This is a genomic window from Streptomyces sp. 5-10 (assembly GCF_014712245.1).
GTDB classification, from domain to species: domain Bacteria; phylum Actinomycetota; class Actinomycetes; order Streptomycetales; family Streptomycetaceae; genus Streptomyces; species Streptomyces violaceusniger.
Map to the genome: position 1 here is coordinate 51621 of NZ_JACVYG010000042.1, position 14170 is coordinate 65790.

9 protein-coding genes are annotated in these 14170 nt (G+C 71.9%); all 9 read left to right on the top strand.

What is annotated here, in order from left to right; genetic code table 11:
- Nucleotides 1-111 precede the first annotated feature (111 nt).
- The 9 genes from IEJ02_RS34735 (at nt 112) to IEJ02_RS34775 (ending at nt 14166) form a co-directional block, all read left to right on the top strand.
- A complete protein-coding gene (locus IEJ02_RS34735) occupies nt 112-3312 on the top strand; it encodes an alpha-L-rhamnosidase (RefSeq protein ID WP_191068488.1) in 3201 nt (1066 codons plus the stop codon).
- A 30-nt stretch (nt 3313-3342) separates the two neighbouring features.
- Nucleotides 3343-4503 carry an L-rhamnose isomerase gene (rhaI, locus tag IEJ02_RS34740; RefSeq protein ID WP_191068489.1) on the top strand — a complete coding sequence of 387 codons (1161 nt, stop codon included), beginning with the start codon at nt 3343-3345 and terminating at the stop codon, nt 4501-4503.
- A gap of 747 nt (nt 4504-5250) precedes the next feature.
- Nucleotides 5251-7290: a bifunctional aldolase/short-chain dehydrogenase gene (locus IEJ02_RS34745; protein WP_191068490.1), complete on the top strand. Its 2040-nt coding sequence runs from the start codon at nt 5251-5253 to the stop codon at nt 7288-7290.
- A 229-nt stretch (nt 7291-7519) separates the two neighbouring features.
- The gene (locus IEJ02_RS34750; RefSeq protein ID WP_191068491.1) at nt 7520-9079 is read left to right on the top strand and encodes a rhamnulokinase; all 1560 of its coding nucleotides are present in this window, start codon (nt 7520-7522) and stop codon (nt 9077-9079) included.
- On the top strand, nt 9070-9822 hold the full coding sequence (locus tag IEJ02_RS34755; protein ID WP_191068492.1) for a (Fe-S)-binding protein: 753 nt from the start codon (nt 9070-9072) through the stop codon (nt 9820-9822). The genes IEJ02_RS34750 and IEJ02_RS34755 overlap by 10 nt, the downstream gene beginning before the upstream one ends.
- Nucleotides 9823-9851: 29 nt before the next feature.
- Nucleotides 9852-11336: a lactate utilization protein B gene (locus IEJ02_RS34760; RefSeq protein ID WP_191068521.1), complete on the top strand. Its 1485-nt coding sequence runs from the start codon at nt 9852-9854 to the stop codon at nt 11334-11336.
- A gap of 122 nt (nt 11337-11458) precedes the next feature.
- Nucleotides 11459-12109, top strand: a complete 651-nt coding sequence (locus IEJ02_RS34765) for a LutC/YkgG family protein (protein ID WP_223864983.1) — start codon at nt 11459-11461, stop codon at nt 12107-12109.
- Between the two features lie 178 nt (nt 12110-12287).
- Nucleotides 12288-12479, top strand: coding sequence for a hypothetical protein (locus IEJ02_RS34770; protein ID WP_014056379.1), 192 nt, complete (start codon nt 12288-12290; stop codon nt 12477-12479).
- An 85-nt stretch (nt 12480-12564) separates the two neighbouring features.
- A complete protein-coding gene (locus tag IEJ02_RS34775; protein WP_191068494.1) occupies nt 12565-14166 on the top strand; it encodes a penicillin-binding transpeptidase domain-containing protein in 1602 nt (533 codons plus the stop codon).
- Nucleotides 14167-14170: the final 4 nt, after the last annotated feature.

Genomic DNA, 14170 nt, shown 5'->3' on the forward strand with positions numbered 1-14170 from the left:
ATCGTTCCAACCCCCTTGACGCACCATGAGCCCCGGCCCTACGGTCCAGGCGCCTTGGGTTGAATCGTTTTCATCGATCGTTCCCATCCAGCCCGTCCCTGGAGGAAACCCATGATCAGCAGGCGCCATCTGCTCGCCACCACCGCTGCCACCGGTACGGCCCTCACGGGTCTGCCCACCCTCACCCCGTCCGCCGCCGCCGAGGACCGGTCCGGCGCGGGGCTGCGGGTCCGGAGCACCACGGTGGAGTACGCACCCCACCCGCTCGGCCTCGACACCGCCCGCCCCCGGCTGAGCTGGAACCTCGACTCGGACGCCCGCGACCAGCTCCAGAGCGCGTACCACATCAGGGTCGCCACCTCCCCCGACCGGCTCGGCGAGCCGGACGTCTGGGACAGCGGCAGGACGACATCGCGCCAGTCGGTCCTGGTCCCCTACGACGGCCCGGCCCTGCGCCCGCGCACCCGCTACCACTGGTCGGTGCGGGTCTGGGACGGCCAGGGCCGCCCCTCCCCGTGGTCCGCCCCCGCCTGGTGGGAGACCGGGCTGCTGAACTCCGGCCAGTGGCAGGCGCGTTGGATCGCCGCGCCCGCCGCGCTGACCACGCCCCCGTCCCTGGAGGGCGCCTCCTGGATCTGGTTCCCCGAGGGGGATCCGGCCACCGAGGCCCCGGCGGCCACCCGATGGTTCCGTACCTCCGTCCACGCCCCGGGCACCGTCCGCCGCGCCCGGCTGGTGGTGGCGGCCGACGACGGCTTCACCGCCCAGGTGAACGGCACCGAGGTCGCCGCCCGCGAGGCGGTGGGCGCCCTCAAGGCCTGGAGCCATCCGGTCACCGTCGACGTGACCGAATTCCTCGACCGGGGCACCGCCACCCTCGCCATCGCGGCCACCAACGCCGAGAAGGGCCCGGCGGGGCTGCTCGCCACCCTGGAGCTCACCACCGAGGACGGCACCACCCACCACCACACGGACGCCACCTGGCGCACGACCGCCGCCGAACCCCCCGCCACCTGGGCGGACCCGGACTACGACGACAGCGGCTGGGCCACCGCCAAGAAGCTGGCGGCCTGGGGCGGCGGGCCCTGGGGCCAAGTGTTCCCCCTCCAGTCCCCCGCCCAGCTGCGCCGCACCTTCCGGCTCACCAAGCCCGTGGCGCGCGCCCGGCTCTACTCCACGGCGCTTGGCCTCTACGAAGCGCACCTCAACGGTGTCCGCGTCGGCCGCGACCAGCTGGCGCCCGGCTGGACCGACTACCGCAAGCGCGTGGCGTACCAGACCTACGACGTCACCGACGCCCTCCGCCGTGGGACCAACGCCCTCGGGGTGACCCTCGCCCCCGGCTGGTACTCCGGGAACATCGCCTGGTTCGGCCAGGCCCGGTACGGCGACCACCCCGCCCTGCTCGCCCAGCTGGAGGTCACGTACGCCGACGGCAGCACCGAGCGCATCACCACCGACCAGCAGTGGCGCGCGGCCACCGGACCGCTGCTCACCGCCGACCTGCTGATGGGCGAGGAGTACGACGCCCGTAAGGAGACCCCGGGCTGGACCGCACCGGGCTTCGACGACACCGGCTGGCAGCCCGCCGTCACGGCCTCGGACATCACGGCCGAGGTGGTGGCCCAGACCGACGCCCCGACCCGGGTGGAACGCGAGATCAAACCCGTCGAGGTCACCGAACCCGCCCCCGGTGTCCACCTCTTCGACCTGGGCCAGAACATGGTCGGCAGCGTCCGCCTCACGGTCTCCGGCCCGGCCGGCCACAAGGTCCGGATCCGCCACGCCGAGGTGCTGAGCCCGGACGGCACCGCCTACACGGCCAATCTGCGCACCGCCCGCCCCGTCGACACCTACACCCTCAAGGGCGGCGGCCGGGAGACCTACGAGCCGCGCTTCACCTTCCACGGCTTCCGCTACGTCGAGGTCACGGGCTACCCCGGAAAGCCCTCCCTCGGCGCGATCACCGGCCGGGTGATGCACACCGCCGCCCCGTTCACCCTGTCCTTCCACACCGACTCGGCGATGCTCAACCAGCTGCACTCCAACATCACCTGGGGGCTGCGCGGCAACTTCCTGTCCATCCCCACCGACACCCCGGCGCGGGACGAACGGCTCGGCTGGACCGGCGACATCAACGTGTTCTCCAGCACCGCCGCGTACACCATGGAGTCCGCCCGCTTCCTCACCAAGTGGCTCCAGGACCTGCGTGACGGCCAGACCGACGAGGGCTCCTTCCCCGATGTGGCGCCGCACCTCGGCGACGTCGGCAACGGCGTGGCGGGCTGGGGCGACGCCGGGGTGACCGTGCCCTGGAACCTCTACCAGGCGTACGGCGACACCCGGGTGCTGCGCGAGAACTGGCCGGCCATGCGGCGCTGGATCGCCTACCTGGAGCGGCACAGCACCGACCTGCTGCGGCCCGCCGAGGGCTACGGCGACTGGCTCAGCGTCGAGGCGGACACCCCCAAGGACGTCATCGCCACCGCCTACTTCGCCCACGCCACCGACCTCGTCGCCCGCACCGCACATGTCCTGGGCGAGGACCCGGCCCCGTACGAGGACCTCCTGACCCGTATCAAGGCGGCCTTCAACCGCGCCTACGTCTCCGCCGACGGCCGGATCAAGGGCGACACCCAGACCGCGTACGTCCTGGCCCTCTCCATGGACCTGCTCCCCGCCGACCTCCGCACACCCGCGGCCGACCGCCTCGTCGCCCTCGTCAAGGACCGCGACTGGCACCTGTCCACCGGCTTCCTCGGCACCCCGCGGCTGCTTCCGACCCTCACCGAGACCGGTCACACCGACGTCGCATACCGCCTGCTCCACCAGCGCACGTTCCCCTCCTGGGGCTACCAGATCGACCGGGGCGCGACCACGATGTGGGAGCGCTGGGACTCGATCAAACCGGACGGGAGCTTCCAGGACGTCGGGATGAACTCGTTCAACCACTACGCCTACGGCTCGGTCGGCGAGTGGATGTACCAGAACATCACCGGGATCGCCCCGGCCGCCCCCGGCTTCCGCGAAATCCTCATCCGGCCGCGCCCCGGCGGCGAGGTGCGCTCCGCCGAGGGCCGTTACGACTCCCTCTACGGCCCGGTCACCACCCGCTGGTCGCAGGGCGAGGACTTCACCCTCACGGTGTCCATCCCCGTCAACACCACGGCCCGGATCTGGGTCCCGGCACGCCGCGCGGCGGACGTGACCGCTCGCGGCGCCCGCCTGCTGCGCATGGCGGACGGCTGCGCGGTGTTCGCCGTGGGGTCGGGGACCCACCACTTCTTGACGCGTGGCCGACCGCGCGGCTAGGTTTCTTGAATCGTTTCATGAAGGAGATGCATGTCTGACGTTCCAGCCGTGAAGGCGGCCCTCAAGAGCCAGGCGGTCGAGACGCCGTCATGGGCGTACGGCAACTCCGGAACCCGCTTCAAGGTCTTCGCCCAGCCCGGCGTCCCGCGCTCCCCCCAGGAGAAGCTGGACGACGCCGCCCAGGTGCACGCCGTCACCGGGGTCGCCCCCACGGTCGCCCTGCACATCCCCTGGGACAGGGTCGAGGACTACGGGGCGCTCGCCAAGTACGCGGAGGAACGCGGCCTGAAGCTGGGCGCCATCAACTCCAACGTCTTCCAGGACGACGACTACAAGCTGGGCTCGGTCACCCACCCCGACCCGGCGGTCCGCCGCAAGGCGCTGGGCCACCTCCTGGAGTGCGTCGACATCATGGACGCCACGGGCTCCCGCGACCTCAAGCTCTGGTTCTCCGACGGCACCAACTACCCCGGCCAGGACGACATCGCGGCCCGCCAGGACCGTCTCGCCGAGGCGCTGAGCGCGGTCTACGACCGGCTCGGCGAGGACCAGCGGATGCTGCTGGAGTACAAGTTCTTCGAGCCCGCCTTCTACACCACGGACGTCCCGGACTGGGGCACCGCCTACGCCCACTGCCTCAAGCTGGGCCCCAAGGCCCAGGTCTGCGTGGACACCGGCCACCACGCGCCCGGCACCAACATCGAGTTCATCGTCGCCCTTCTGCTGCGCGAGAAGAAGCTCGGCGCCTTCGACTTCAACTCCCGCTTCTACGCGGACGACGACCTGATGGTGGGCGCCGCCGACCCCTTCCAGCTCTTCCGGATCATGTACGAGGTGGTCCGGGGCGGCGGGCTGACCTCGGGGGTCGCCTTCATGCTCGACCAGTGCCACAACATCGAGCCCAAGATCCCGGCGATCATCCGCTCGGTGATGAACGTCCAGGAGGCCACGGCCAAGGCCCTCCTGGTCGACCGCGACGCCCTCGCCACGGCCCAGCGCGAGGGCGACGTCCTCGGCGCCAACGCGGTGCTGATGGACGCGTACAACACCGACGTACGGCCGCTGCTGGCCGAGGTCCGGGAGGAGCTGGGCATCGGCCCCGATCCGATGGGGGCGTACCGGGCCTCGGGGTGGGCGGAGCGGATCGTGGCGGAGCGGGTGGGGGGAGAGCAGGCGGGGTGGGGTGCATAGCCCCCACCCCGCCCCTCCCCGAAACCGGGGGCAAGCCCCCGGCCCCCCTCCGGGGCTCCGCCCCGGACCCCACGGGGCTGCGCCTTGTTCCCGCTGGGGCGCCGCCCCGACCCCCGGTCCGCCCCGACCTCCTGGGGCTCCGCCCCGGAACCGCTGGGACGCTCGCCCCAGAACCCCGAGGCTCCGCCCCACGACCCCCGACCCAGCCCCGGACACCCCCGGAGGGCCGCCCCCAAACCACTCGGCCTGCCCCACAACCCCGAGGCTCCGCCCCACGACCCCCGACCCAGCCCCGGACACCCCCGGAGGGCCGCCCCCAAACCACTCGGCCTGCCCCACAACCCCGAGGCTCCGCCCCACGACCCCCGACCCAGCCCCGGAGGCCCCGGAGCCCCGCCCCCAAACCACTCAGGCTCTGCCCAGACCCATGGGGCTTCGCCCCCCGACCCTGCTCCGGGCATCCCCGGAGAGCCCCCGACCCGCTGGGGCGCCGCCCACTGACCCGCCGAGACCCTGCCCTGGACACTCCAAAGCTCCGCCCCGGGCACCCGGGGCCCTGGCCCGGCGCTCCGGCCCGGACTCACCGGGGCTCCGCCCATCGACCCCGACCCTGCTCCGACGCCCCGAGGCTTCGCCCTGGGCCCCGGGGGCTTCAACCCAAGCCCCTGATCGCATCGGGCGCGCCCATGTGGGGCGTGCCTTCCGTCACCGCAAGCCGCTGAGACTGGTCCACAGACAGAGGACGACATGACCGCAGAACCGCATCCCGAGGCGGGCGCGCTGTTGGAGCGCTCGCATCGTTTGGGCGCCGACCCCCGCAATACCAACTACGCGGGGGGAAACACCTCCGCCAAGGGCACCGCGACCGATCCCGTCACGGGGCAGGACGTCGAGCTGATGTGGGTCAAGGGCTCCGGGGGCGATCTGGGCACCCTCACCCACTCCGGGCTCGCCGCGCTCCGCCTGGACCGCCTTCGCGCGCTCACCGGTGTCTACCCCGGGGTGGACCGCGAGGACGAGATGGTCGCGGCGTTCGACTACTGCCTGCACGGCAAGGGCGGGGCCGCGCCGTCCATCGACACCGCCATGCACGGCCTGGTGGACGCCGCCCACGTCGACCACCTCCACCCCGACTCCGGTATCGCCCTCGCCTGCGCGGCCGACGGCGAGGCGCTCACCAAGGAGTGTTTCGGCAACCAGGTCGTCTGGGTGCCCTGGCGCCGTCCCGGTTTCCAGCTGGGTCTGGACATCGCCGCCATCAAGAAGGCGAATCCGCAGGCCATCGGCTGCATCCTCGGCGGCCACGGCATCACCGCCTGGGGCAACACCTCCGCCGAGTGCGAGGCGAACTCGCTCCGCATCATCCGCACCGCCGAGGACTTCCTCACCGCACGCGGCAAGGCGGACCCGTTCGGCCCCGTCGTCCACGCCACCCTCCCCGAGGCCGAGCGCCGCGCCCGTGCGGCGGCCCTGGCCCCCGTGATCCGGGGCCTGGCCTCCACGGACCGCCCCCAGGTGGGTCACTTCACGGACAACGACACCGTCCTGGACTTCCTCTCCCGCGCCGAACACCCCCGCCTGGCGGCCCTCGGCACCTCCTGCCCGGACCACTTCCTCCGTACCAAGGTCCGACCCCTGGTCCTGGACCTCCCCCCGGACGCGTCCATCGACGCGACGATCGATCGCCTCAGGGAACTCCACGCCGCGTACCGCACCGACTACGCGGCCTACTACGAACGCCACGCCACCCCCGACTCCCCGCCCATGCGCGGCGCGGATCCCGCCATCGTGCTGATCCCCGGAGTCGGGATGTTCAGCTACGGCAAGGACAAGCAAACCGCCCGCGTGGCAGGCGAGTTCTACGTCAACGCGATCAACGTCATGCGTGGCGCCGAAGCGGTTTCCACCTACTCCCCCATCGAGGAGTCGGAGAAGTTCCGCATCGAGTACTGGGCACTCGAAGAGGCCAAGCTCCAGCGCATGCCGGGGCCCAAGCCCCTCGCGACCCGCATCGCCCTGGTGACCGGCGCGGGCTCAGGTATCGGCAAGGCGATCGCCCACCGCCTCGTGGTCGAGGGCGCATGCGTCGTCGTCGCGGACATCAACGCGGAATCGGCGCAAGCCGTAGCCCAGGAGCTCGGCGGCCCGGACAAGGCCACGGCCGTCACCGCCGACGTCACCTCGGAAGAGCAGATCAAGGCGGCGTTCGAGCAAGCGGCGCTGGACTTCGGCGGCGTGGACATCCTCATCAACAACGCCGGGATCAGCATTTCCAAACCGCTCCTCGACACCACCACCGCCGACTGGGACCTCCAGCACACCATCATGGCGCGAGGCAGTTTCCTCGCCTCCCGCGAGGCAGCAAGGACCTTCATCGCCCAGAACATGGGCGGCGACATCGTGTACATCACGTCCAAGAACGCCGTGTTCGCGGGCCCGAACAACATCGCCTACTCCGCGACCAAGGCCGACCAGGCCCACCAAGTCCGGCTCCTGGCAGCGGAATTGGGCGATCACGGCATCCGCGTCAACGGCGTGAACCCCGACGGCGTCGTCCAAGGCTCCGGCATCTTCGCGGGCGGCTGGGGCGCACAGCGCGCCGCCGTGTACGGCGTCCCCGAGGAGAAGCTGGGCGAGTTCTACGCCCAACGCACCCTGCTCAAGCGCGAAGTACTCCCCTCCCACGTGGCGAACGCCGTCTTCGCCCTCGTCGGCGGCGACCTGACCCACACCACGGGTCTCCACGTCCCGGTCGACGCCGGCGTCGCGGCGGCGTTCCTGCGCTGACACGCGCGTGAGGGGGACGGGGTCGGAGGGGCGGGGTTCTGGACACTCGGGGTTCCCCATGCCGAAGGCCAGGGGCATATTCGTGGCGCCCATCACCGGCCAACCCAACGGCCAACGTCCGTCGGCGCCGTAAATATACGGTCCAGGGCCCCGCCCCGGAGGCCCCGGCCCCCGCCCGTACGAACCACAGCAACCACCCACGCACCCCACCACCCACCACGAGGTCCACGTGCCCACCACAGAACACCGCTTCGCCGCCGTAGACCTCGGTGCGTCCAGCGGCCGCGTCATCGTCGGGGAGGTCGCCCCCGAACGGCTGACCCTCCACGAGGCGCACCGCTTCCCCAACCAACCAACCCGCGTCCTGGGCACCCTGCACTGGGACATCCTGTCGCTCTACCAGGGCGTACTCGACGGGCTGAAGGCAGCCGCAGCACACACCGCCGGCAACAGCACCCTGACCAGCATCGGCATCGACACCTGGGCCGTGGACTACGGCCTGCTCGCCGCCGACGGCACCCTGCTCGCCAACCCCGTCCACTACCGCGACACCCGCACCGCCACCACCGGCGCCGCCGAAAAGGTCGCGGCCGCGCTCCCGCCCCAGGCCCTCTACGCCGCCACCGGCATCCAGCACCTCCCCTTCAACACCATCTACCAGCTCATCGCGGCGCGCGGCACCCCCGCCCTCATCGCCGCCCGCCGCCTCCTCCTCATCCCCGACCTCATCTCGTACTGGCTGACCGGCGAGCCCGGCACCGAGCTGACCAACGCCTCCACCACCCAGCTGATCGACCCTCGCACCCGCGACTGGGCCACCCCGGTGGCCGAGGCCCTGGGCATCGACCTCTCGCTCTTCCCTCCCCTGCGCCACCCCGGCGACCCCGCCGGAACCCTGCGCCAGGACGTTCTCGCCGAGACGGGCCTCACCCACCCCCTCCCCGTCACCGCCGTCGGTTCGCACGACACCGCGTCCGCCGTCGTCGGCGTCCCGGCCGCCACGCCAGACTTCGCGTACATCGCCACCGGCACCTGGTCCCTCGCCGGGCTCGAGCTGGACGCGCCGGTGCTTAACGAGGAGAGCCGCGCGGCCAATTTCACCAATGAGCTGGGCGTGGACGGCACGGTCCGCTATCTGCGCAACATCATGGGCCTGTGGATGCTCCAGGAGTGCATCCGCGCCTGGGACGCAGAAAACACCCGAACCGCCCAAACCACCAGCACAGACCTCACCGCCCTCCTCCAAGCCGCAGCCCAAGCCACCCCCCTCCGCTCAGTCGTAGACGCCGGCGACCCCGCCTTCATCGCCCCCCACCACATGCCCGACCGCATCGCCGACGCCTGCCGCCGCACGGGCCAGCCCGTCCCCCGCACCCCCGCCGAGACCACCCGCTGCGTCCTGGACTCCCTCGCCCTGGCCCACCGCCGCGCGATCGAGGACGCCACCCGGCTGTCCGGCCGTACGGTCAGCGCCGTGCACATCGTCGGCGGCGGTGTGCACAACACGCTGTTGTGCCAGCTCACCGCCGACGCCTGCGGCCTCCCCGTGATCGCGGGCCCGGCCGAGGCGGCGGCCCTCGGAAACGTACTGGTTCAGGCGCGGACGGCCGGAGTGATCACCGGTGGCCTGCCCGAGTTGCGCGCCCTGCTTCACAGCACCCAGCCACTGAGGCAGTATGAGCCCACAGGTGATCATTCGGCGTGGGACCGGGCAGCCGCCCGGCTCGGAGCCGCACGGGTCACAAGGGCCGCCACCGGCCAGGGCGACGAGGAGGAACCGTGCGCGTAGCGCTCTTCATCACCTGCGTCAACGACACCCTCTATCCGCGCACCGGCCAAGCCGTGGTCACGCTCCTTCGGCGGCTCGGCGTGGAAGTCGGCTTCCCGGAGGCGCAGAGCTGCTGCGGCCAGCCGCAGTTCAACACCGGCTACCGGCATGAGACCGAACCGCTGTTGCGCCGCTACGCCACGGCGTTCCGCGACTACGAATACGTGGTGACCCCCTCGGGATCCTGCGCGGCGATGGTGCGGGACAACTACCCCCGGATCGGTGCCAAGGCCGCCGCCGAGGGCCGTGGCCAGGAGCTCGCGGACGCGGCGTCTGAGGCGGTCCCCAAGACGTACGAGCTCACCGAATTCCTCACGGACGTCCTGAAGGTCACCGATGTCGGCGCCTACTACCCGCACACCGTGACCTACCACCCCACCTGCCACGGGCTGCGGATGCTGAAGCTCGGCGACCGCCCGCGCTCGCTCCTCGCGGCCGTGAAGGGGCTGAACCTGGTGGAGCTGCCGGGTGCCGAGGAGTGCTGCGGCTTCGGCGGTACGTTCGCCGTCAAGAACGCGGCCGTATCGGCGGCCATGGGGGCGGACAAGGCGCGCAACATCACGGCGACCGGCGCCGAGGCGGTGTGCACGCTCGACAACTCCTGCCAGATGCACATCGGCGGCACACTCGCCCGCCAGGGCTCCACGGTCCGCCCCATCCACCTCGCCGAGATCCTGGCCAGCACGGAAGGAGACGTCTGGTGAGCGGAACCCACCAGGCCACCTACCTGGGGATGCCCGCCTTCCCGCAGGCGGCCGACGCCTCGACCCGGAACACCCAGCTGCGCGCCAACCTCCGCCACGCCACCCACACCATCCGCGCCAAGCGCGCCACGGCCGTGGCCGAACTGGACGACTGGTCGCGGCTGCGCGCCGCGGGCGCGGCCATCAAGGACCGTACGCTGCGCCATCTCGATCACTATCTGGAGCAGCTGGAGAGCGCGGTCACGGCGGCCGGCGGCCATGTCCACTGGGCGGCGGACGCGGACGAGGCGAACCGGATCGTCACCGAGCTGGTACGGGCCACCGGCGAGCGCGAGGTCGTCAAGGTCAAGTCGATGGCCACGCAGGAGATCGGCCTGAACGGCGCCCTCGCCGCCGCCGGGATCACCGCGTACGAGACCGATCTCGCCGAGCTGATCGTGCAGCTCGGCGACGACCTCCCGTCGCACATCCTGGTCCCGGCGATCCACCGCAACCGGGGCGAGATCCGCGACATCTTCACGGAGAAGATGGCCCAGTGGGGCCGCCCGGCCCCGGAGGGGCTGACCGACGCGCCCGCCGACCTCGCCGAGGCCGCGCGGCTGCACCTGCGCGAGAAGTTCCTGAACGCCAAGGTGGGGATCTCCGGCGCCAACTTCATGGTCGCGGAGACCGGCACGCTCGTGGTCGTGGAGTCCGAGGGCAACGGCCGGATGTGTCTGACCCTCCCCGAGACGCTGATCTCCGTCGTCGGCATCGAGAAGGTGGTCCCCAGCTTCCAGGACCTGGAGGTCTTCCTCCAGCTCCTGCCGCGCTCCTCGACCGCCGAGCGGATGAACCCGTACACCTCCACCTGGACCGGCACCACGGACGCCGACGGCCCGCGCGCCTTCCACCTCGTCCTGCTCGACAACGGCCGCACCGACACCCTCGCGGACACCGTGGGACGGCAGGCGCTGCGCTGCATCCGCTGCTCGGCGTGTCTCAATGTGTGCCCGGTGTACGAGCGGGCGGGCGGCCATGCGTACGGGTCGGCGTATCCGGGCCCGATCGGCGCGATCCTCACCCCCCAGCTGCGCGGCACCCAGAGCGAACTGGATGCCTCGCTCCCGTACGCCTCGTCCCTGTGCGGGGCGTGTTACGAGGTGTGCCCGGTCGCCATCGACATCCCGGAGATCCTGGTCCACCTGCGCGAGCGCGTGGTCGAGGGCGGCCCCGCCTCCGTCCGTGGCACCCGTACGGTCATCAAGCCCGCCAAGGGCCACGCCGCCGAGCGCGCCGCGATGCGTGCCGCCCGCTGGGCCCTGGACCATCCCCGGCTGCTGCGCACCGGCCAGCGGCTGGCGTCCCGCACCCGCCGCTTCCATCCGCGGCGGCTGCCCGGTCCGGGGCGGGCGTGGAGCGATACGCGGGAGCTGCCGAAGGTGCCGGAGGAGTCGTTCCGCGACTGGTGGCAACGCACCCAGGGCGGGAGCGAGACCGGGAGCCGCACGGAGGGAAGGAAGAACACCACATGACCCCGCCAGACCCCGGCGCCCAGAACCCCCGCGCGCACAAGCCCGCCGCCCAAAACCCCAGCACGCGTACCCCCGCCGCCCAAAGCCCCAGCGCCCAGGCGCCGAACTCGCGCGCCCTGGTCATGGCCCGCGTCCGCCGTGCCCTGGCCGATGTGCCGCGCGCCGAGACACCCGGCGAGGTGCCGGTCGAGCGCACCTACCACCGCGTCCACGGCGACCGCACCGCCGCCCAAACCGCGGACCTCCTCGCCGAGAACCTGGCCGACTACCGCGCGATCGTCCACCGCGCCGACGCCCCGTCGTCCCTCCCGGCCCTGATCGCCCGTCTCCTCGCCGACCGCGGCGCGACCAGCGTGGCGGTGCCCCCGGGGCTCCCCGACTCCTGGCTGTCCGCCGTCCCCGACGCGGTACGCCGGGTTCCGGACACGGCGGAGCTGACCCCGCACGACCTGGACGCGGTCTCCAGCGTGGTGACGGGCTGTGCGGTGGCCATCGCCGAGACGGGCACCGTGGTCCTGGACGCCGCCCCCGACCAGGGCCGACGCCGCATCACCCTGGTGCCCGACCACCACATCTGCGTGATCCGCGTCACCGACCAGGTCGTGGGCTCCGTCCCCGAGGCGCTAGAACGCCTCGACCCGGCGCGCCCGTTGACCTGGATCTCGGGCCCGTCCGCGACCAGCGACATCGAACTCGACCGCGTCGAAGGCGTCCACGGCCCCCGCACCCTCGAAGTGATCCTCGTCGGGCCGGAATCCGCTGGTCAGAGCTGATGGATCGCCAAGTGATACCAGGAGGCATACCGCTACCGCGGCGGGGCATATGCCATGAGGGCATGAAGGGGGAACAGCCGTACGGAGGATGCGGTCTTCCTCACATACCGCCGGTAACACCACTGTTGGGCGGTTTACACCGGTGCCGTTGTCGGTAGAGGCCTCTACTCTTATGGTCATGCGTCCGACTCCTACTCACCAACCTGCCTTACTGACCACCTCCTCCACCGACCAGGCCAACGAGGCGATACGCGTCTTCCTGCGGGCCCGGGCAGGCCGGGCACTGCGGCCTTCGGAGCGGGCCGAGTACAGCCGGTTGCTGAAGGTCTACACACGGGCATTGCGCGGCGAGGTGGAAAAGGCCGCCTGAGCGGCCCGGGGGCGATGCGCACAGCGGCCCGCGCCACCCACGAAGGTGAAAGCGGCCGACCACAGCTGAACATCGGGGGGACGCCATGGGAGCGGTCGGGAAGGTCGTCTTAGGGGCACTGTCCGTGGGGCTCCTGGGGGTCGCCGGCTACGGCGGATACAACCTCTACACGGGCGTGACCGGCGGCGACACCACCGCGGCCCATGACGGTCCGGTGACCGCGGACGAGACCCGGCGGACCGCGCGGGAATTCCTGGACGCGTGGGCGGACGGCAATGACATGCTCGCCGCGGGGCTCACCAACGACGCCGAGTCGGCCATCGGCGCCCTCAGCGGCTACCGCGACGACGGGCATGTGAAGCGGGTCACGACCATCCCGGGCACGGCGCGGGGCACCACGGTCCCGTTCACCGTCAAGGCCGAAGTGGTCTTCGGCAAGGCCCGCTCCAGCTGGACCTACGCGTCACGGCTGACCGTGGTGCGCGGCCGGACGACCAAGAAGCCGCTGGTCGACTGGAAGCCCTCCGTCCTCCACCCCAAGCTGGGCGCCGCCGAGTCCGTACGGACGGACCTGGCGGACAACCCGCCGGTCCGGGTGCTGGACCGGGGCGGCAAGGAGCTGCGGCAGGGCCGCTATCCCTCGCTCGACCCGGTGCTGATCGCGCTCCGCGCGCGATACGGCGCGGACGCGGGCGGCACGGCCCGGGTGGAGGTCTCGGCGGTCAAGCCCGACGGGACGGCCGGGGCCACGCTCCATGTGGTGACGAAGGGCACCCCGGGCACGCTGCGCACCACCCTGGACGCCGGGGTGCAGAGGAGCGCGGAGAAGGCGGTGGCCACGCGCGACGGCGCCTCCGTGGTCGCGCTCAGGCCCAGCACCGGGGAGATCCTGGCGGTGGCCAACTCCGACCAGGCCGAGTTCAACGCCGCGTTGCAGGGGCAGACGGCGCCGGGATCGACGTTCAAGATAGTCACCGCGGCCACCTTGCTGGAGGCGGGCCAGGTCAGCCCGAGCCGTCCGGTGCCGTGCCCGAAGACGGCGGCGTACGCACAGGGCATGACGTTCCACAACGTCGAGGACAGCGAGAATCCCGCCGCCACCTTCGCCCAGGACTTCGCGGCGTCCTGCAACACCGCGTTCGTCTCGCTCGCCGGGGCCGTGCCCGATGGGGCGCTGGCCCAGGAGGCGCGGACCGTGTTCGGGCTCGGGCTGAACTGGCGGGTGGGGGTCACCACCTTTGACGGCGAGGTGCCGAGCGGAAGCGGCGACGACAAGGCCGCGGCCATGATCGGCCAGGGCACGGTCCAGATGAACCCGCTCACCATCGCCTCGGTCACGGCCACGGCCCAGACGGGCACCTTCAAACAGCCCGTCCTCGTACCGCGCTCCGTCGACCACCGGGAGATCGCCACCAGCGACCGCGGCCTCGGCCCGGCCACCGTGGCGCAGCTGAAGGCCATGATGCGGCTGACCGCGACCAGCGGCACCGCCGCCCGGGCGATGTCCGGGCTCACCGGTGACATCGGCGCCAAGACGGGTTCCGCCGAGATCGACGGCCAGCCCAAGACCAACGCCTGGTTCACCGCCTACCGCAACGATGTGGCGGCCGCCGCCGTGGTCACCGGCGGTGGGCACGGCGGGGATGCCGCCGGGCCCGTCGTCCGCGCGGTGCTCGAGGCGGGCTGAAACC